This is a genomic window from Paenibacillus sp. FSL L8-0644, assembly GCF_038008165.1.
Classification (GTDB): Bacteria; Bacillota; Bacilli; order Paenibacillales; family Paenibacillaceae; genus Paenibacillus; species Paenibacillus polymyxa_D.
In genome coordinates this window covers 3,633,811-3,652,282 of the sequence record NZ_JBBOYN010000001.1, presented here as the reverse complement: position 1 = coordinate 3,652,282, position 18,472 = coordinate 3,633,811, and the positions used below count along the sequence as shown (strand labels likewise).

The window sequence follows — 18,472 nt, the reverse complement described above, 5'->3', positions numbered from 1 at the left end:
AGAGGTGAACGGACGAGATGAGTCCACGTACGAAGGAACAAAACGAAGAGATTCGACTGCGGCGTCTGGAGCAAATCCGGAAAGCTGCTGCCGATGTGTTTTTGAATAAAGGGCCTTTACTGGAAATCCGCGATGTGGCCGCGCAGGCGGGACTCGGCTATGGCACGGTATACCATTATTACAGCAATAAGGGCAATTTGCTCTACGATCTGCTATGGGATGCGTTGGAGCGGGCCGGGGGATTGCTGGAGGCCTCGTTAGAGGCTCCGCTGAAGGTTCCGCCGGAGGTCCCGCACGTTTCGGCTTCGGGGGAGGAGCCGGCGGGCGGGCATTTTGGCTTGGCTGATGCGGCGGACACTGGGAACTTGGCTGTCGCAGAGCTTGGCCCCGTTGCCGCTGCCAGCGTCCGGCTGCTGCAGCTTTGGGCGGAGGACCACGCCCTGTACCTGCTGCATAAGCTGGCCGGTGAGGGCTTTGCCTCGCTGCCTGAAGCGCGCTCGGTCCCGCTCTCGGCCGCCTTTCGCCGGGAGGTGCTCGCGCCGTTTGCCGCGCTGCTGGAAACCGGGTGTGTGGCGGGCGGGTCTACCGCTTCCGGCGAAAACGCGACGGAGCCGTCGTATCGGCTACAGCGCGCGGAAATGCTGCTGGCCGCTTTGGTCGGTTGCGCCGCGCTTTCGCTTCGCCGCGGAAAGCTGCACGAGGAGGCCAGGGATATCGTCCGACTTTTAAAATTATAGAATGGATAAGGAGCGAACAAACAAAGATGATTATTTTAAAATCACCTAGGGAAATCGAAGAGATGAAGCCGGCGAGCCAAATCGTTGCGGACTGCTACCGCGAGGTGGCCAAACTGATCGAGCCTGGGATCACCACCCGGGAAATCAATGACTTTGTTGCCAGACACATCACCAAGCTGGGCGGCAAGCAGTTTACGAAAGGGTACAACGGTTTCCCCGCCGAAACCTGCATTTCGGTCAATGATGTGGTGGCTCACGGCATTCCTTCGAACCAGATGCTTATGGACGGCGACTTGCTGAAGCTCGACATCGTCGTGGAATACGGCGGATGGTTCGGCGATTCGTGCTGGTGCTATGCGGTGGGCAATATCCGGCCGGAGGCGCAAAAATTAATGAAGGTGACAAAGGAATGCTTGGATCTGGGGATCGCCCGGGCCCTCCCTGGGGGCCGGCTCGGCGACATAACGTCGGCGATTCAACAGCATGCGGAAGCGAACGGGTTTTCGCTCGTACGCGATCTGCTGGCCCACGGGATCGGACGGAGCCTGCATGAGGAGCCGAGCTACGAGCATATCGGCGTAGCCGGCAAAGGCATTCGGTTAAAGGAAGGCATGGTGTTTACGATTGAACCGATGGTCAACGAAGGTACGTTTCGTATCACGATCGACGACGATCAGTGGACGGCGAGGACGGCCGACGGCAAGTTGTCAGCGCAATATGAGCATACGATCGCAGTCACGCCGGACGGACCGCTGATTTTAACGGCCCAGTAAGAATAAAGGCGAACGGACGGGAATGCGTCATTTCAGGAAATAAGTCGCCAACCCGGCCTGTTTGGCCTGACGAAAGTTCGTAATCCGAAACCACGAAAAAGCGCTGGGCCTACCTGGATCAGCGCTTTTTTTGCCTGGTTTGAAACTTTTACCGATTTACGGAAAACCGTTTCCCCGGGGAAAATGGCCTAGAAGTAAAACACTCCCATTAGCCTAGGGGATCGATCCTGAAATAACGTAAGCAAAGAGAGGCAGTACTTCATCAGTCTGGAAATTGAACGTTACCTTTAACGATATAGGCTTGGCCTGTGCCACTTTCCGCTAGAGCTGGGATGGTATCGTTGAGCACGGCACCACGAATGTCCGTAATCCTTATTTTCAGAGGCTGTTTTCCTAAGTTGGTACCCAAAAAGTGGTTGTAATCCTGTTTTTCGAGATTGAGCCATTGTCCGTTTTGTTGGACTTCCATCTTCAAGACCGGATATTTATGATTGCGTACTTGAATGGCTGCCCACCATTGGCTGCTGCCTTCTTTAATACGGTAGGAGACATTGCCGCTAACAGGAGCTTTGACAACTTTCCACGAAATATTAATTTTTCCGTCTAATTGATTGCCAATCAGGTTGAACGCGTTCGGGGACAGATCGAGTGCGCCACTTGGACCTTCGGGGTAAAGATCAGTTACATATACGGTTGTTTTCCCTTTGGGACCTTGAACTTCCAAATAGGCTCCGGCTAATGCAGCTTTGATTCCGTTATAATTCAGTTGTGTGCGGTTAAGCGCTGTGATTTTGGCATCCGAAGGGATGGGATCAAGTAGTAATGCCCCTCCAGAGTAACCTGATCCCGTATATGTGGCGTAGCCTGTGTATGTATCATTCCAAGCAGCTGAAGCGGGAAGGGCGAATAATACAAGACTTAACAACGATGTCAGACCGAGGGTTTTGAACTTTCGGAACGTCGATTTTTTTTGCATAATCATTTCCTCCTTATTCATTTAATAGATTCATATAGTAAATATAAACACTATATTACCTAATATTTCAAATTGTACAATAGGACTTTAAGGCAAAAAGAAAATATTGAAGATGTTTGTCAACTTACTCATAGGCCATATGTCTTGTTTTTTTGAATATGGTTGAACAGTGCTCTTTTTCGCAGAAAGTTTGCAGGGCAGCCGATAAGTTCAGGAAGATGTATCCTTATAACACAGGACAGGGCTGACTGGAGAGTAAGGACAGAGGAGGGGGTTAATAATAAGGACGAATGTCTTCTATGCACCGCCAGTAAAATACTTTAGAGCGATTAAACTAGGACTTTTGAATGAAGTCTTTTAAATAGAATAAGCGAACTATTGTTCTCCTTTTGTTTGTCGTATACAATCGAATCATGCTGATTCAAATGGAGTGATGTTGAACTCTGTTGTATGCTGCAACGAAAGGATGTTTTGCACCATGATGGGAAGAGCCCATTTGATTATTGGAACCGGGGTCTCCCTGTCGGTATTAGCTCTAAGTGGATACGAAGTGACCCCGGCTGCCGTGGCAGCTGCTGTGGTCGGTTCACTGTTGCCGGATATTGACGAGCCTAACTCCATGCTCGTGAGCCGTGCGCTGCCAACCAAAATGCTTAGATTCGTACAGCTTCTAATGATTGGGGCTGCTGGTTGGGTATTTTTCACCCGTTTGGCTCCGCCGCCATGGAATCTTGTTCTGGCTTTGCTGATGATTAGTGCTTCTTTTATGCCTTCACGATCCATGCGCAAGGTTATTATCTTTCTAATTGGTATCGGCCTCGCCTGGTATGGAGAATCATATGCACCGTGGAATTATATCGCTGGGTGTCTGCTGATCATTTGTACGCTAGTCCCACACCGGGGGTTAACTCATACGGTATACGGGACAGTCGCATGGACTGCGCTGCTTTATGGTACAACACGTTTGCACGGTGACAGCATATGGCTGGCTGGAGGTATGGCGTACTTGCTGCATTTACTGGCAGATTCCTTGACGAATAATGGAATTAAACCTTTGCCGCCGTTCAAATGGAAGCTGCGATTTAAATTGATGAGTACCGGAACCCGGAAGGGAGCTAAGGTAGAAAACGTCTGCATTGCTCTAACTGCTGTACTTGTAGTGATTGCTTTGCTTCGTTATAAGCATTTGATTTGAAATGTTCTATCTTTTGTTTCTATTAAATTAAAAAAACAGTCAATGCACGTTGTACGTGTCTTGACTGTTTTTTATAGATAGCGATTCTCTATTACACCTTAAGCTCGTTCAATAATGGTATTCAGCGTTGTACGATCCAGGTTTTGAACCAGCTTGATGATCAGCTCTTTGGCTGCATCATAATCATCAGTGTGAATAATAGACGAGGAAGTATGGATGTATCGTCCACAGATGCCTATGACGGTGGATGGCACGCCAATTCCGCTCAAGTGCACTTGGCCTGCATCGGTTCCCCCTGTGGAGATGAAATATTGATACTTGATTTTGTGAGTTTCCGCCATGTCTTGCACGTATTCCACAATCCCGCGGTGTGTAATCATACCCGGATCAAATACCCGCAGCAGTGCGCCTTTACCGAGGTGTCCGTAAGCATTCGGGTCACCGCCCATATCATTGGCTGCACTGCAATCCAGTGCAAAGAAAATATCGGGCTGAATCAGATTGGCCGCTGTGCGTGCACCGCGCAGTCCTACTTCCTCCTGAACAGTGGCCCCCGCATACAATGTATTGGGAAGCTTGTCTTTTTCTTTATGTAACGCTTCAAGCAGTTCAATAGCCAAGCCTACACCGTAGCGGTTATCCCACGCTTTAGCCATGATTTTTTTAGGATTTGCCAGTGGTGTGAAATCACAGATTGGCGCTATGGCTGTTCCTGGTACGATCCCCAGATCCTGAGCTTCCTGTCTGCTGTCTACGCCAATATCCAGATACATATGCTTGATGTCCATAGGTTTACTGCGTTGCGATTCATCCAGCAAATGAGGCGAGATAGAGCCAACTACACCGATAACTGGGCCTTTTGGAGTCAATACTTGAAGACGTTGTGACATGATGGCTTGACTCCACCAGCCTCCAACCGGCTGAAAACGAATCATTCCATTTTCCGTAATACCATTCACGATAAAACCGACTTCATCCAGATGGCCTGCCACCATTACACGTGGTCCACTCTCTTGACCGCGTAGCACCCCAAAAAGACTGCCCAATCGATCTTGCACGATTTCATCGGTATAGCCGGATATCCGTTCCTTAACCCATGCCCGTAACTCTCGCTCATGCCCAGGAATGGAAGGAAACTCCGTTAAGGTTTTAAACAATTCCAATGTTTTTGATTCCATGATGTATACCTCACTCCTTATTAATTAACCAGTGGTCGTCATGTATTTAGTATGAATGGATTTGTACGGAATGTCCACGATATCATTTTCCTGACATAACATTTCTCCAAAAAGCTCATAATGAAAAAGACCCAAGCAATTCGAACCGCCAAGCGCGAAAACTTACAGATAAGGGGTGGTGAATGATGCCAGCTAAATCCGGGCAGCGCGGTTTTCGTACCAATACGTCGCCGCTGTCCATAAATGAGAAGGACTATCAGAATATTTCACAAAAGCATGAGCCCTCGAGAAAAGTATTTGCCAATTGTGTGCGCGCTTTTCTGGTTGGAGGCGGGATCTGTGTGATTGGACAGGCGATTCAGGAGGCTTTTATGGCAGGGATGCACATATCAGCCAAGGAGGCCGCCCCGCCGACCTCATCTATGATGATCTTGCTGGCGGTCATATTAACCTGTATCGGGGTTTACGATAAGGTTGCCCAATGGGCGGGAGCGGGAACCGCTGTGCCAATTACAGGCTTTGCTAACTCCATGTGTTCGGCTGCATTGGAATATCGTTCTGAGGGGCTGGTGCTCGGAGTGGGCGCGAATATGTTCAAACTGGCAGGCTCGGTTGTCGTATTCGGGGTGGTGGCTGCATTTATCATAGGCGTTATATATGCCATCCTTGGTGTAGGAGGCAATCACTTATGAGAAGACAGGGAGGACAAACCTGGAAGTTTGAATCGAGACCACGCATCATTGGAAGTGCCACTGTTGTGGGCCCGGATGAAGGAGAGGGGCCGTTGTCCACAGATTTTGATTATATTTATGACAATATAGAAATCAACGAGAAAACGTGGGAAAAAGCGGAACGTAGATTGATTGAGCACTCTACAGAGCTGGCGCTAATTAATGCCAATTTGAACAAAGAAGAAGTGCAGTTTTTTATTAGTGGTGATCTGATGAATCAGATTGTCAGTAGCTCCTTCTCGGCTAGCAAGCTGGCCATTCCCTATTTGGGTGTTTTTGGAGCATGCTCAACATCCATGGAAAGCTTAGCCTTAGCCGCACTTATTGTGGACTCAGAGGCCGGTGACTACGTGATGGCGGGTACGACTAGCCATAATTGTACTGTGGAAAAACAATTCCGCTATCCTAATGAATACGGATCGCAGAAGCCTCCTACGGCTCAGTATACTGTTACCGGTTCCGGCGCCGCAATAGTGGGCCATGCCAAGTCAGGGACGGTGGTGGATTGTGCTACCATTGGACGTGTAATGGACATGGGCATTAAAGACCCCTTTAATATGGGTGGAGCCATGGCTCCCGCGGCTGCGGATACGCTGTTGTCTCATTTTCGAGATACTGGCCGTGACCCTAGTTACTATGACCTCATTGTAACGGGCGATTTAGCCTCTGTGGGGCTGCCGATTGCCAAGGAGTTGCTCAAAAAAGATGGGTTTGATATGAATCAGACGGAATTTAATGATTGCGGTTTACTGATTTACGACATTAATAAGCAAAAGAAAGTCATTTCAGGAGGCAGTGGTTGTGGCTGCTCGGCTGTTGTAACCTACGGGCATTTGTTGAAGCGGATCGAAAAAGGAGAGCTACAAAAGGTACTGGTGGTGGCGACTGGAGCGTTATTATCTCCTTTGACTACACAGCAGGGTGAGAGCATTCCTTGTGTTGCACATGCTGTAGCTTTTGAGGCGGGAGGAACAGTATGATATTTCTATGGGCTTTTTTAGTGGGTGGTGCCATTTGTGTCGTGGGCCAATTGATGATGGATGTGTTCAAAATGACGCCGGCACATACGATGAGTACGTTGGTAGTTGCAGGTGCAATTGCTGATGCTGTTGGGATATACGATCCGCTTATTAAATTTGCAGGGGCGGGTGCGACCATTCCAATTACCAGTTTTGGTAACTCACTTGTACACGGCGCATTAACCGAATTGGAGAAGGACGGATGGTTGGGTGTCATTACAGGGATTTTTAGTCTGACAAGTGCAGGGATTTCCTCTGCGATTATTTTCTCTTTTCTGGCATGCTTGTTTGTTCGTCCAAAAGGAAGCATATAAAAGCAGCGTACTTTAGATTTGACATCGTAAGATAAATAATTGTATACATGTGCCCTTCGGATCTAATGACCGAAGGGTTTTTAATTGTTCTGCACATGAGAGATCGAAAGAAGGATGGAGTTTGAATAATATGGGCAGGGGGTTAAGTGTACTCTGTGCCTACCTTCATGTACAATAATAGGAAACAGGTTGCTATCTAGGAGGTTTACAGAGCTATGCCCGTACGTCAAGAATCTGTGCAGATTGTATCTGCAATCCGTTCTAATCTGGAATCATGTATATTAGGTAAATCCTTTGAAATAAAATTACTGCTTACGGCTATGCTGGCGGGTGGACACATTCTGATCGAGGATGTTCCGGGTACGGGAAAAACGCAAATGATCAAGGCTCTTGCCAAATCCATGCGCGGTGATTACCGCCGTGTTCAATGTAATCCTGATATTCTCCCGAGTGATATTACAGGGGTATCCATATTTCATCCACGGGACGAGCGTTTTTATTTCCGTCCGGGTCCTGTGATGACTAATATTTTGCTGGCGGATGAAATTAACCGAGCGACGACGAAAACCCAGTCAGCTCTGCTGGAGGTTATGGAGGAACGCAGTGTGACGGTGGATGGGGACACTCATATGTTGCCTCATCCTTTTATGTTGTGTGCGACACAAAACCCGATTGATTTTGAAGGCACTTATATGCTGCCGGAAGCACAGTTAGATCGTTTTATGCTCAAAATCAGCTTGGGTTATCCTGATATGGAGACGGAGCGAAACATGCTGCTCCATCATCAGGCAGGCCAGCCAGCAGATCGTCTGGAGGCTGTAGCTCATATGGAGCAGATTGCTGACATCCAGCAGGAAATTAGAGGGATTTATATGGACAAAGCAGTGACGTCCTATTTACTTGATATCGTACGTGCGACAAGAGAACATCCATCTGTGCTGCTGGGAGCTAGCCCTCGGGCGGCGCTTGCTTTTGTAATGGCTGCGAAGGCATACGCTTTTCTGGACAACCGTGACTATGTGCTGCCTGATGATGTGAAGGCGCTGGCACCTTATGTGCTAACGCATCGTTTGTTGCTGCGTCCCGAGGCGCGCCTGGATAGTTCCAATGCCCAGTCCGTGCTGGAGGCTGTCCTTCGGCAGGTACATGTACCCGTACGAATGGAGCGTCCTTAGGTAATGAATATGGTCAAAAGGAAGCGCAGGCTTCCCCGGCTGTCAGGCCGCATCTGGCTTCTGATGGTCATATGGGTGGTGTGCCTGCTATATTTGTTGTTTCAGGGCGGCAAGACGTCGGTCATGCTGTTGTCTATGGTTACGCTGTTAATCGTTTATTTATGGATCGTTGGTCTGAGCGGAGTTCGCCGTGTGCAAGGCTCCCGGCAGCTTTCGCAAGGCTCGGATTTTGGAGAACTGCTGCATGCAGGAGATCAGGTGCATGTAAAGCTGAGCCTCAGCATTCCTGGATTTCTTCCGTTACCCTATGTCATTGTCCGTGAGGTCCTTAAGCGACATACAGGTGAGTCCTGGTCGTTTGAGGATAGTGTCATTCCCAATCTAAAAGGGGGCGGTAAGCTTACATTTCAGACTCCCGCTTTAGAGCGAGGAAGCTATCACTTTGAGGAAACGGAATGTGTGAGTGAGGACATCTTCGGTCTGTTGGAGCACAAAGGCAGCTTGAACGCACGCGGTGAATTTCGGGTTCTGCCCCGAACGGTATTCATTCCGTATTGGCAGATGAATGACCGTCGCTCAAGGATGTCTGGACCGCAGACCGTTCAAACTCGTACGCGGCGTGAAACGACACAAATTAACGGTGTACGGGATTATGTATATGGAGATCGGTTTTCGCGCATCCACTGGAATGCGACGGCGCGTACAGGTAGCTGGAAATCCAAGGAATTTGAGCATGAGACCGTTCCTAAAACGATGCTTGTGCTGGACGTACACATGAAGCATTATGTGAACGCCGAACAGTTTGAGCTAGCTGTATCCTCTACCGCTTCATTGCTGGAATATGGTGGACGGGAGCGAATGGGGGTTGGATTGTGCACAGCTGGAGAGAAAGGCACCGTCTTTCAACCAAGTGAGCAGACAATGGAACGACAACGAATGATGCATCACTTGGTAGACATACACACCACTTCACAAGGTAGTTTGAAATCCGCTGTAGAAAGCAGTGTGCGCCAGTTTCCGCAAGGCTGTTATTTTATACTGATTAGTCCGCTGAAGGATTATCAGGCGATGGAGCTTCTTCGCTGGGCCGATACCCGGGGGATGACTCCGTGCCACGTTTATATCGGAGAAGGTTCTGCTGAGGGAGAAGTTGAAGAATGGATGAGCATGCTTCGTGCAAGGGGAATTAAGGGCTACGATGTTGAGAGCCTTGAAGAGCTCCCGGCTGTAATGGGGGGAGGGACACTATGAAGAGCTGGTTACAATCGTTAAAGGGTTCCTGGGTCCCCGCTTTTACATTTTTATGGATTATTATTATTGCCATGCAATGGGTTTCTTTTGCTTCCGAATTATGGTTGGAAGAGACAAGAGCACTCGTACTAATGACCATTACAATGCTGGCTCTGGTGAAGATTGTACTACCAGTTCGTCCCTGGATTGAATTTATTGTTAAGGCGGCGGCGCTGTTTTTTATTTTGTATCGGACATTGGTGTCTTATTCAATCATTATCCCCTTCGGAGGGGTAGCCAATCGCCTGGACCAGTTTATTTCCAATATGTCACCTTATATTTGGTTTTCCCTCATTGCTTGGCTAGTTATTGAAATGGTGCCGCTCATCGTTACAACGAAGCAGCGGATTCTTGTTTTTGTGGGTATTAACATTGCCGCGCTGGCAGTACTTGATTCCTTCACGCCAACTGTGCTGTGGGAGGAGGTTGCTTGGATCGTCTTTGCTGGTATGGGTTGGCTGGTGACACAGCATCTGCAGTATTTTCGGCAGCATTATCCTCAAGGATGGAAGCATATTCGGCGCTATCCATATAAAATAGCAGCCAATATTGCGGTCATTTTTGCGCTCATTATTATGGCTGGTGTCAATATGCCCGAGGTACAGCCCGCTTTGACGGATCCCTATACAGCGTGGACCCAGAGAAATAGCTCAACTACCGCCGGGATCAACAATGGATCTGGGGCACTGGATCAGCGGATGAACACTGCATCGGGTTATAGTCGCCAGGATAATCGGTTGGGGGGAGGTTTTAATTTTGACTATTCTCCTGTCATGACCATCACGACCACTCAACGAAGCTATTGGCGGGGGGAAACGAAACGAACCTATTCCGGTACAGGCTGGAGTGACAAGGGCAACGATGATCAAACGTTAAATGATGTTCCAATGACCGCAGAGCTTGAAAACACACAAGAAACGCGGCATTCGACTGAGCAGGTCGTTCAGACCATTACGATGCAAAACGACCAAAGCTATCCTGTTCTATTTGGCGCTTATTCGGTGCAGCGTGTTCAATCGGTGGACAGAGATTCACGGGCAGACGGGTTACGTTGGAAGCCGGAACAGGCGGAACTGCTTTGGAATCCATCCTCCCGAAGAACTGCTTATCCTAAAACGTATACTCTGGTATCGCATGTCCCTGTGATCCCTGAGAAAGAGCTACGCACAAAAACTTTTAATGAGTTGTACGGAAAAAACAAACAGGAAGCCTATCTACAAATTCCAGATGAGTTGCCACAGCGGGTTCGTGATTTGGCTCAGAACGTAACGTCAACGGCGAAAACGCCATATGAAAAAGTCGGATTACTACAGCAGTATTTGCAGCAAAATTATGCATATACGAACAATCCGGATCTCTCACGGAAAAGAAGCAGAGATTTTGTGGATGCCTTTCTGTTTGAGATTCGGGAGGGCTATTGCGATTATTATTCCACCTCATTAGTCATGATGGCTCGCTCCGTTGGGGTTCCGGCCCGTTGGGTTAAAGGGTATGCACCTGGTCAGCAGACGTTTTCAGATGATGCAACAACGGGTGAAGGTGACGAAAATATGTCCTCTTACTCCGTGACAAATGCGGATGCTCATTCCTGGGCGGAAGTATATTTAGGTGAATACGGTTGGGTTCCTGTAGAAGCAACGCCTGGCTTTGATATGCCGCTGCTTACGGAACAGGAGGATTCAAAGACTCCAGAAGCCCCAGAGGTTAAAGATCAGTCTGAACCGGAACAGCCTGAGCAGACCCCGCAGACTAATCCGGAGGAAGCTTCAAAGATTCATCCTGTAATTATAGGTTCTGCTGCTGCAATTCTGCTGTTGTGGGCTGCTTATGTCGTCTGGCGTAATCGGGCAGACCTTCACTTTTACCTGCTGCGTTTACGCAGAGGTAAGCCGTTGACTCCGGATGAAAAGGTGGTCGTCGAAACTGAGCACTGGTTAAGGTACATGCGAAGAAGGGGATTTGTCCGCGCCAGTCACGAAACACTGAGGGAATCAGTTGATAGATGGTCGCTAGAAGTACCGGAACAGGCTTCAATTTTACATCAGCTGCTTGGACGATTTGAACAGGCGCGTTATAGTCCCTCATCCGTAACCGCAGAAGATTGGCATATGGTTCGCAAGCAAGCCTCTCTGTTACACAAAGAAGGCTGGATAAAACGTCTATTTTAATCTTTAGCTATATATTTAGTGAAAAAGCTGTCCGTTTGTTGCGGATAGCTTTTTACTAAGCCATAGTAATATGGTATAGTTTGTCGTATGAAACTGAGGTGACCGACGTTGTTTGAAATGCTGATGCCCAAATTACGGGTGAATACCGTCTTTGATATTGATCTTGAAGGCTTATATGCTCAAGGATATCGCGGCATTATTACGGATCTGGATAACACGCTGGTCGGCGCAAAAGCGCCGAATGCAACTCCCGAGCTGGTGGCCTGGTTTGAGAAGGTCAAACAGGCGGGTTTTAAGCTTGTCATCGTGTCTAACAACAATATGGACCGTGTATCCGTGTTTGCTACGCCTTTGGACATTGAATTTATACATGCCGCACGGAAGCCCTCCAACTCGTCTTTTCGTAGAGCCATCCGTATGATGGGGCTGACTCCGGAAGAAACTATTATGGTCGGAGACCAAATGTTGACGGACGTATTGGGAGGTAACCGACTGGGGTTGCATACGGTGTTGGTGCTACCGATATCCATTCATGATGAAGGAGTCATGACTCGATTTAATCGGCGGTTGGAGCGAATCGCGCTCACAAGGTTACGTAAGAAAGGCTTATGGCTTGAGGAGGAAAAGAAGAATGACTGAAAGACCTGACGGCGGCACTGCCGTCAAATGTAGTGGTTGCGGTATAACCGTGCAGACCACTAGCCCGGAGCTTCCGGGATTTATTCCTGAAAAATTGCTTACTCGCGAACCTGTCATCTGTCAGCGTTGTTTCCGAATCAAAAACTATAATGAGACGTCTTCAGTGACGGTGGATCAAGATGAGTTTTTGAAGCTGCTCAGCCAGATTGGCGACAAGGATGCACTCGTTATCCACATTGTAGATATTTTTGATTTTGAAGGCAGCTTGATTTCCGGTCTGCAACGCTTTGTAGGCTCTAATCCGGTTATACTGGCTGTAAACAAGACCGATTTGCTGCCTAAGGTAACGAATTGGAACAAGATACGTAACTGGGTACAAAAGCAAGCGAAGGAGCAAGGGCTTCGCACGGAAGAAATCGTACTGTGCTCAGCTAAAAAAAATCAGGGCTTTGACCGTCTTTTGGATGTGGTATCTGAGCTCCGTGGTAACCGCGATGTATATGTGGTTGGAGCGACAAATGTGGGTAAATCCACGCTCATTAACCGTTTGATTCGTGATTATAGCGACATGGAGCAGGAGCTCACAACGTCCCGTTACCCGGGAACTACACTCGATATGGTGAATATTCCGCTCGACGACGGCAAGCACATTATTGATACTCCGGGTATTGTATACCCTTGGCGATTCAGTGAGATCGTCTCCCGTCAGGACTTGAGCGCTATTATGCCGGACAAGCCGCTGAAGCCTGCTGCGTATCAGCTTGATGCCGGACAAACATTGTTTTTCGGCGGTATGGCCCGATTTGATTTTGTCGACGGTCAGCACCAATCTTTTACCTGCTACATTAACGGTGGTCTTAAGATACATCGCACGAAGCTGGAGCGAGCTGATCAGTTGTTCGCTGATCATGCCGGGGAATTGTTATCTCCGCCAACACGCGATCAATTGGCAGAGATGCCGGAATGGACAAGACATGAGTTCCGCGTGCCACGCAAGTCTCCATCGGACATCTATATTTCCGGCTTGGGATGGATCAGGGTAAATAGCGAGAACGGAGCTCTGGTTGCGATTCATGCTCCTCGGGGAGTCCGTGTGCTTTTGCGGCCTGCGTTGATATAACGTTGCTGTAACCATGTTATAGGGCGGCAAGGAACAGGTACTGTACTGGTTCCTGCCGCCATTCATGTATTTGTGCGGCCTAATATTTTGCAATATGGGGGAGAGCGACGATGAACAGCGGGGAGTCTGAAGCGACTGAACAAGGTCTTGTACTATTGGGCGTATTGGGTGATCCAATCAAGCACTCCAAATCGCCTCTTATGCATAAAATAGCTTTGCAGGCAGCGGCGATTGAAGGAGATTTTGTACCTCTTCATGTAAAACCGGATCAGCTGGAAGATGCCATGAAGGGGATTCGCGCTTTGCATTTCCGCGGAGTCAATGTGACGATTCCCCATAAAGTCGAGGTTATGAAATATCTGGATGAGATTGATGAAGGTGCCAGACTCATTGGCGCTGTCAATACGATAGTAAATGATAATGGACGGCTTAAGGGGTATAACACGGACGGAATTGGCTACGTACGTTCCCTCAAAGAAGAGACTTCTGTTGAGTTGAAGGGAGCAAGAATTGCTGTGCTTGGAGCCGGAGGGGCTGCTCGTGGCGTGATTCATGCTCTGTTGGAGGAGCAGCCGGAATCGGTCATTATTTTGAACCGAACACGTGACAAAGCTGAGCAACTGGCATTAGAGTGGACGACGGAAGCGATCCCAGTGAGGGGTTATTCCAACGAGGATGCCAAGAGCGTGCTCGCCACAGTGAATGTTTTGATTAACACAACCTCGGTGGGAATGTCTCCTTTATCGGATGAACTTCCACTGGAAACGAGCTTGATTCCGGAGGGAATCATTGTGAGTGATTTGATCTACAACCCGTTGGAAACGAGACTTTTACAGGAAAGCCGTGAACAGCGCGGCTGCACTGTACATGGGGGCTTGGGCATGTTCGTGTACCAGGGGGCTGTGGCTTTTGAGTATTTTACAGGGGTTGTCCCTGCTGTAGAGCAAATGAGAGCAGCTGTGCTGAGTAGCCTGTCGTAAGTAAGAGGGTACATTAAAATTATGGAAATGCTGCATTGCATATGTGGCGACGAAGGGGTTAAATATACATGTTAACAGGTAAACAAAAAAGATATCTGCGCTCAATGGCGCATCATTTGGACCCGGTTTTTCAAGTAGGCAAAAACGGTACGAATGAGCATCTTATGCGTCACATCAACGATGCGATTGAAAAGCGTGAGCTGATGAAAGTACAAATTTTGAACAACTGTTTGGACGACAAGCATGAAATTGCGGAAGAACTGGCCGCGGAGACAGGTTCTGAGCTTGTACAGATCATCGGGAGCACTATTATTTTGTACAAAGAATCCCGTGACCATAAGGAAATTGAGTTGCCTAGAGGATAACATGCGGGGAGAAAATTATGAAAATCGGTATTATGGGTGGTACATTTGACCCGATTCATATTGGACATCTGCTGGCTGGAGAAGCGGCAAGAGATGCCTATGGGCTAGATCAAGTATGGTTTATGCCTTCTCATATTCCTCCGCACAAGCATCAGGCGGGGGCGAGCGGTAAAGAGCGTCTGGAGATGACGAGTGAAGCGGTGGCGGGTCATCCTGCTTTTGAAGTGCTGGATATTGAAGTGCTTCGCGGGGGAGTATCCTATACCATTGACACGATCAAGGAGCTTCAGGAGTTGCATTCTGCTGTGGATTTTTATTTTATTATTGGTGCGGATATGGTGAACTACTTGCCTCATTGGCAGGGAATTGAGGAACTGGCGCAGCGAATTTGTTTCATTGGTGTTCGGCGCCCAGGATTCCAGCTTGCAATGGATGAGTTGCCACAATATTTGCAGGACAAGGTACTGCTGGCAGATATGCCAGTGGTGGACATTTCGTCCACGGATATTCGAGAGCGTGCTGCGGAAGGGCGCACTATCCGTTATCTTGTGCCTGATCGAGTGCATGACTATATTACAAGGGGCGGTTTGTATGAAGTACAGCCGTGAGCAATTAATGGAAGCCGTATCTGGTCAAATGCCTGAAAAACGCTGGAAGCACACACTAGGTGTTATGCATACCTCAGTGGAGCTTGCGAAGCGTTATGGAGCAGATCCGGATAAGGCCGAACTGGCGGCTATTTTGCATGATTTAGCGAAATATTGGCCTGTTCAGCAGATGGAAGAGGTGATTCGCAGTCATCCCGAATGTGATCAGGAGCTTTTGGAACATGACAAGCAGCTCTGGCATTCAGAGGTAGGATACTGCGTTGCAGCAAGAGATTACGGAGTGGATGATTCTGAAATAAGGAATGCGATCCGCTGGCATACGTCAGGACGCGTAGGTATGAGCCTGCTGGACAAAGTCGTGTGTCTCGCTGATTACATCGAACCGGGACGGGATTTTCCCGGGGTTGAGCATATCCGTAAACAGGCAAAGAAAAGTTTGGAGCAGGGCCTTGTCGCTGGATTTGACTCCACAATTTCATTGTTGCTGGAGAAGAAAAAGGTTATTTTTCCACTGACAGTCTTGTCGCGCAATGACTTGATTCAACAACTAAAACAGAGAAAAACGGAGGTTCATGAATGACCCTAACTAATGAGCAATTAATGCAAACAGCGGTTGATGCCGCAAATGATAAAAAAGCAATGAATATTGTCGCACTGGATTTGCGGGGAATATCACTTGTAGCTGATTATTTTGTCATCTGCCACGGTAATTCGGATACACAGGTACAGGCGATTGCAACAGAAATTCGCAAACGCGCTCATGATGAAGGTGTAACTATCAAAGGAATCGAAGGAATGGATTCCGCCCGTTGGGTTCTAATGGATTTGGGGGATGTCGTAGTGCATGTCTTCCATCGCGACGAGCGCGAATATTACAACATTGAACGACTCTGGTCGGATGCTAAGGTTGTGGAAAAGGTATGAGTTTGATCGCCGGTACTTATGTCACCATTATGGTGGATCGTGAGGTATCTCCTTTCGGCTACTTTCTCACTGTTGGTGAGCAGGATGTGCTGCTGCACTATACGGAGCTGACACGTGAAATTGAAGTTGGTGAACGGTTGGAGGTATTTATTTTTCACGATACAGAGGACCGTTTGGCTGCAACCATGAAAAAGCCGTTCTTGTCGTTGGGCGAAATGGCTAAGCTTGAGGTGGCCGATGTGCATCCGCGTTTGGGTTGTTTCCTGGAGATGGGATTGGGTCGTCAGCTTTTGCTGCCGATTCGTGAGTTGCCAGAAAACCGAGATTTGCATCCTCGGGTGGGCGACTACGTGTATGCCATTATGGAGCATGACAAGCAAGGCAGATTGCGGGCTAAGCTGGCAGGGGAACAGGAACTGGCTCCGTTGTGCTTCCACGCCCCTGATTCGTGGCTGAATACGTGGGTGCAGGCGACTGTGTACAAGCCGCTTCAAATGGGCACATTCGTTCTGGTGGACGGAGGGGTGCTTGGTTTTGGCGCGATTGGGATGATTCACTCCTCAGAACGCAACCGGATGCTTCGCTTGGGCGAAGAGGTTAAGGTACGGGTCACGCTTGTTCGCGAAGACGGTCGGGTCAATCTGGCAATGTCGCCACGCAAGGAAGTGGGCCGTGATGAGGATGCGGATCGATTGATTGCTTTTCTGAAAGAGCGTCCGGGCGGCGGTATGCCTTACTCCGACGCAACACCGCCGGATATTATCAAGCAACGGTTTGGTATTAGTAAATCCGCCTTCAAGCGTGCGATGGGCAAGCTGATGAAGGAAGGAATGGTTACACAAAAGGAAAACTGGACCTACCTGGTGGAGAAAATGCCGAAACCGAAGGACGGGAATGGGGAATAAAAAATGGCTTCTTACCGGAAGTTTGCCTATGTGTATGATGAGCTGATGCAGGACATGCCGTACCCGGACTGGTTGCGCTTTGCACGGCAGGCTTGGGATCAGTACGGGATGCCGCATACGGTGGCCGAGCTGGGCTGCGGAACGGGTTCAATTACGATTCCCCTGGTTAACTCAGGGTTCGAAGTGGCTGGAATCGACTTATCCTCTGACATGCTGGCAGTAGCCCGTCGCAAAATGGAAACCACTCCACAGGGACAGCGATTGTTTCGTGAGGGAAGCGTTCGCTGGATACAGCAGGATATGAGAGAATGGATTTTACCCGAGCCTGTGGATTCTGTAATTTCTTTTTGCGATTGTCTGAATTACTTGTTGGAGGAAGAAGATATCATTTCTACTTTTCGCAGAACGCATGTTGGTCTGAAGCCTGGCGGAACCTTTTTGTTCGATGTGCATCATCCCCAGACGTTTTTACGTTATGATGAAGAGCAGCCTTTCGTACTGGACGAACGCTCTATCTCATATATCTGGACATGTGCGTTGGACACTCCCCGTTGTGAAATTGAGCATCATCTTAGTATCTTTGCGAAAGCAGAACATGAAGGACGCGATCTATACCAGCGTTTCGAGGAAATACATGTACAACGTGCCTATGACCCAGACTGGATGAAGGCAGAATTGTCCAAAGCGGGTTTTCGCGATGTGAAGGTATATGCGGATTTTGAATGGGTAGAAGCAGAAGATGACGCGGCGAGACTGTTTTATGTTGCTGTAAAATAGCAAAGATTCATTGAACGAATATGGGAAAAAAAAGACGCTTTTCATGATGACATGAAGGGCGTCTTTTTGCACTTATATATTCACTTTATAGTTCAACTGAAGCTCATCACCCGGTACACCCCGAATGCCCCAGTTCTGTTTGGGTGTTTCAAATATAGTAATCTCAAGATCCTGTGGAGAAATACCCAAAAGATCGTTAATTCTTTGGAATAACAGGCTAATGAGTTGCTTCTTAGCTTCTATCGTTCTGCCTTCAAAGATACTGATTTCAATAATGGTGTACGCCTCAGAGCGACCATCGGCATATATAAAATCTTCCTGATCCATAGGAAAAAAACGATGAAACCTCTTGTCAGGAGGATATTTGAACGCATCCACCACAGCAGAATGAATCACCTCTGAAAGTTGCTTTTTGATTGGATTTAGAGTCTCTTTTATTCCGTAAATTTTAATTTGTGCCATGTCTCAGCTCACCTTTCTTATCTCAACTCATCTCAGCTTGAAGCGATTTAACTCGGAATTATTATAAAACATTCGTATGCATGTGTCATGAAAATTTAGTATGGAGAGGGCTCTTAACACCAAAGGTAGTCCTTAT

General features: G+C 48.2%; 21 protein-coding genes. 18 read left to right on the top strand and 3 right to left on the bottom strand.

Annotated features, from left to right (window positions below):
- Positions 1-17 precede the first annotated feature (17 nt).
- The gene (locus tag NSS94_RS16545) at positions 18-737 is read left to right on the top strand and encodes a TetR/AcrR family transcriptional regulator (RefSeq protein WP_341039670.1); all 720 of its coding nucleotides are present in this window, start codon (positions 18-20) and stop codon (positions 735-737) included.
- A 26-nt stretch (positions 738-763) separates the two neighbouring features.
- Positions 764-1,510, top strand: a complete 747-nt coding sequence (gene map, locus NSS94_RS16540; RefSeq protein WP_029515388.1) for a type I methionyl aminopeptidase — start codon at positions 764-766, stop codon at positions 1,508-1,510.
- A gap of 262 nt (positions 1,511-1,772) precedes the next feature.
- Here map and NSS94_RS16535 read toward each other — a convergent pair whose 3' ends face one another.
- Positions 1,773-2,486 (bottom strand): expansin EXLX1 family cellulose-binding protein, encoded by a 714-nt coding sequence (locus NSS94_RS16535; RefSeq protein ID WP_029515387.1) that lies wholly within the window; start codon positions 2,484-2,486, stop codon positions 1,773-1,775.
- A 478-nt stretch (positions 2,487-2,964) separates the two neighbouring features.
- Between NSS94_RS16535 and NSS94_RS16530 the strand changes: the two genes are divergently transcribed.
- On the top strand, positions 2,965-3,681 hold the full coding sequence (locus tag NSS94_RS16530) for a metal-dependent hydrolase (protein ID WP_209949476.1): 717 nt from the start codon (positions 2,965-2,967) through the stop codon (positions 3,679-3,681).
- A 98-nt stretch (positions 3,682-3,779) separates the two neighbouring features.
- On the opposite strand, the gene NSS94_RS16525 is transcribed toward NSS94_RS16530, so the two are convergent.
- Positions 3,780-4,859: a M42 family metallopeptidase gene (locus NSS94_RS16525; RefSeq protein WP_069010446.1), complete on the bottom strand. Its 1,080-nt coding sequence runs from the start codon at positions 4,857-4,859 to the stop codon at positions 3,780-3,782.
- A gap of 185 nt (positions 4,860-5,044) precedes the next feature.
- On the opposite strand from NSS94_RS16525, the gene spoVAC reads away from it, so the two are divergent.
- The 15 genes from spoVAC (at position 5,045) to NSS94_RS16450 (ending at position 17,874) form a co-directional block, all read left to right on the top strand.
- Positions 5,045-5,551 (top strand): stage V sporulation protein AC, encoded by a 507-nt coding sequence (gene spoVAC / locus NSS94_RS16520; protein WP_029515384.1) that lies wholly within the window; start codon positions 5,045-5,047, stop codon positions 5,549-5,551.
- The gene (gene spoVAD, locus NSS94_RS16515; RefSeq protein ID WP_029515383.1) at positions 5,548-6,570 is read left to right on the top strand and encodes a stage V sporulation protein AD; all 1,023 of its coding nucleotides are present in this window, start codon (positions 5,548-5,550) and stop codon (positions 6,568-6,570) included. Before spoVAC ends, spoVAD begins: the two co-directional genes overlap by 4 nt.
- Positions 6,567-6,923, top strand: a complete 357-nt coding sequence (gene spoVAE, locus NSS94_RS16510) for a stage V sporulation protein AE (RefSeq protein ID WP_013311204.1) — start codon at positions 6,567-6,569, stop codon at positions 6,921-6,923. Before spoVAD ends, spoVAE begins: the two co-directional genes overlap by 4 nt.
- Positions 6,924-7,138: 215 nt before the next feature.
- Positions 7,139-8,098, top strand: a complete 960-nt coding sequence (locus tag NSS94_RS16505; protein WP_039272322.1) for an AAA family ATPase — start codon at positions 7,139-7,141, stop codon at positions 8,096-8,098.
- 3 nt (positions 8,099-8,101) lie between these two features.
- Positions 8,102-9,349 carry a DUF58 domain-containing protein gene (locus NSS94_RS16500; protein ID WP_029515381.1) on the top strand — a complete coding sequence of 416 codons (1,248 nt, stop codon included), beginning with the start codon at positions 8,102-8,104 and terminating at the stop codon, positions 9,347-9,349.
- On the top strand, positions 9,346-11,556 hold the full coding sequence (locus tag NSS94_RS16495; RefSeq protein ID WP_029515380.1) for a transglutaminase TgpA family protein: 2,211 nt from the start codon (positions 9,346-9,348) through the stop codon (positions 11,554-11,556). Before NSS94_RS16500 ends, NSS94_RS16495 begins: the two co-directional genes overlap by 4 nt.
- A gap of 108 nt (positions 11,557-11,664) precedes the next feature.
- Complete coding sequence (locus NSS94_RS16490) at positions 11,665-12,195, top strand: YqeG family HAD IIIA-type phosphatase (protein WP_013311200.1); 531 nt, start codon at positions 11,665-11,667, stop codon at positions 12,193-12,195.
- Complete coding sequence (gene yqeH / locus NSS94_RS16485) at positions 12,188-13,315, top strand: ribosome biogenesis GTPase YqeH (protein WP_069010449.1); 1,128 nt, start codon at positions 12,188-12,190, stop codon at positions 13,313-13,315. The genes NSS94_RS16490 and yqeH overlap by 8 nt, the downstream gene beginning before the upstream one ends.
- A 110-nt stretch (positions 13,316-13,425) precedes the next feature.
- Positions 13,426-14,295, top strand: coding sequence for a shikimate dehydrogenase (gene aroE / locus NSS94_RS16480; protein WP_029515378.1), 870 nt, complete (start codon positions 13,426-13,428; stop codon positions 14,293-14,295).
- A gap of 68 nt (positions 14,296-14,363) precedes the next feature.
- Positions 14,364-14,660 carry a ribosome assembly RNA-binding protein YhbY gene (gene yhbY / locus NSS94_RS16475; RefSeq protein WP_013311197.1) on the top strand — a complete coding sequence of 99 codons (297 nt, stop codon included), beginning with the start codon at positions 14,364-14,366 and terminating at the stop codon, positions 14,658-14,660.
- 17 nt (positions 14,661-14,677) lie between these two features.
- Positions 14,678-15,268 carry a nicotinate-nucleotide adenylyltransferase gene (gene nadD / locus NSS94_RS16470; protein ID WP_341039669.1) on the top strand — a complete coding sequence of 197 codons (591 nt, stop codon included), beginning with the start codon at positions 14,678-14,680 and terminating at the stop codon, positions 15,266-15,268.
- Positions 15,252-15,848 (top strand): bis(5'-nucleosyl)-tetraphosphatase (symmetrical) YqeK, encoded by a 597-nt coding sequence (gene yqeK / locus NSS94_RS16465; RefSeq protein WP_341039668.1) that lies wholly within the window; start codon positions 15,252-15,254, stop codon positions 15,846-15,848. Before nadD ends, yqeK begins: the two co-directional genes overlap by 17 nt.
- A complete protein-coding gene (gene rsfS / locus NSS94_RS16460; RefSeq protein ID WP_013311194.1) occupies positions 15,845-16,192 on the top strand; it encodes a ribosome silencing factor in 348 nt (115 codons plus the stop codon). The genes yqeK and rsfS overlap by 4 nt, the downstream gene beginning before the upstream one ends.
- Positions 16,189-17,097, top strand: a complete 909-nt coding sequence (locus NSS94_RS16455) for a CvfB family protein (protein WP_029515375.1) — start codon at positions 16,189-16,191, stop codon at positions 17,095-17,097. The genes rsfS and NSS94_RS16455 overlap by 4 nt, the downstream gene beginning before the upstream one ends.
- A gap of 3 nt (positions 17,098-17,100) precedes the next feature.
- Complete coding sequence (locus tag NSS94_RS16450) at positions 17,101-17,874, top strand: class I SAM-dependent DNA methyltransferase (protein ID WP_029515374.1); 774 nt, start codon at positions 17,101-17,103, stop codon at positions 17,872-17,874.
- A 72-nt stretch (positions 17,875-17,946) separates the two neighbouring features.
- Here the strand turns inward: NSS94_RS16450 and NSS94_RS16445 are convergent, their stop codons facing one another.
- Positions 17,947-18,336, bottom strand: a complete 390-nt coding sequence (locus tag NSS94_RS16445) for a tautomerase family protein (RefSeq protein ID WP_029515373.1) — start codon at positions 18,334-18,336, stop codon at positions 17,947-17,949.
- Positions 18,337-18,472: the final 136 nt, after the last annotated feature.

Excerpts from the sequence above, each read along its gene's own strand:
- yhbY (WP_013311197.1), top strand. The coding sequence starts at position 14,364 with ATGTTAACAGGTAAACAAAAAAGATATCTGCGCTCAATGGCGCATCAT.
- spoVAC (WP_029515384.1), top strand. The coding sequence starts at position 5,045 with ATGCCAGCTAAATCCGGGCAGCGCGGTTTTCGTACCAATACGTCGCCG.
- yqeH (WP_069010449.1), top strand. The coding sequence starts at position 12,188 with ATGACTGAAAGACCTGACGGCGGCACTGCCGTCAAATGTAGTGGTTGC.
- NSS94_RS16505 (WP_039272322.1), top strand. The coding sequence starts at position 7,139 with ATGCCCGTACGTCAAGAATCTGTGCAGATTGTATCTGCAATCCGTTCT.
- NSS94_RS16445 (WP_029515373.1), bottom strand. The coding sequence starts at position 18,336 with ATGGCACAAATTAAAATTTACGGAATAAAAGAGACTCTAAATCCAATC.
- nadD (WP_341039669.1), top strand. The coding sequence starts at position 14,678 with ATGAAAATCGGTATTATGGGTGGTACATTTGACCCGATTCATATTGGA.
- NSS94_RS16450 (WP_029515374.1), top strand. The coding sequence starts at position 17,101 with ATGGCTTCTTACCGGAAGTTTGCCTATGTGTATGATGAGCTGATGCAG.
- NSS94_RS16545 (WP_341039670.1), top strand. The coding sequence starts at position 18 with ATGAGTCCACGTACGAAGGAACAAAACGAAGAGATTCGACTGCGGCGT.
- map (WP_029515388.1), top strand. The coding sequence starts at position 764 with ATGATTATTTTAAAATCACCTAGGGAAATCGAAGAGATGAAGCCGGCG.
- spoVAE (WP_013311204.1), top strand. The coding sequence starts at position 6,567 with ATGATATTTCTATGGGCTTTTTTAGTGGGTGGTGCCATTTGTGTCGTG.
- rsfS (WP_013311194.1), top strand. The coding sequence starts at position 15,845 with ATGACCCTAACTAATGAGCAATTAATGCAAACAGCGGTTGATGCCGCA.
- NSS94_RS16535 (WP_029515387.1), bottom strand. The coding sequence starts at position 2,486 with ATGCAAAAAAAATCGACGTTCCGAAAGTTCAAAACCCTCGGTCTGACA.
- NSS94_RS16530 (WP_209949476.1), top strand. The coding sequence starts at position 2,965 with ATGATGGGAAGAGCCCATTTGATTATTGGAACCGGGGTCTCCCTGTCG.
- NSS94_RS16455 (WP_029515375.1), top strand. The coding sequence starts at position 16,189 with ATGAGTTTGATCGCCGGTACTTATGTCACCATTATGGTGGATCGTGAG.
- NSS94_RS16525 (WP_069010446.1), bottom strand. The coding sequence starts at position 4,859 with ATGGAATCAAAAACATTGGAATTGTTTAAAACCTTAACGGAGTTTCCT.
- NSS94_RS16500 (WP_029515381.1), top strand. The coding sequence starts at position 8,102 with ATGAATATGGTCAAAAGGAAGCGCAGGCTTCCCCGGCTGTCAGGCCGC.
- spoVAD (WP_029515383.1), top strand. The coding sequence starts at position 5,548 with ATGAGAAGACAGGGAGGACAAACCTGGAAGTTTGAATCGAGACCACGC.
- yqeK (WP_341039668.1), top strand. The coding sequence starts at position 15,252 with ATGAAGTACAGCCGTGAGCAATTAATGGAAGCCGTATCTGGTCAAATG.
- aroE (WP_029515378.1), top strand. The coding sequence starts at position 13,426 with ATGAACAGCGGGGAGTCTGAAGCGACTGAACAAGGTCTTGTACTATTG.
- NSS94_RS16495 (WP_029515380.1), top strand. The coding sequence starts at position 9,346 with ATGAAGAGCTGGTTACAATCGTTAAAGGGTTCCTGGGTCCCCGCTTTT.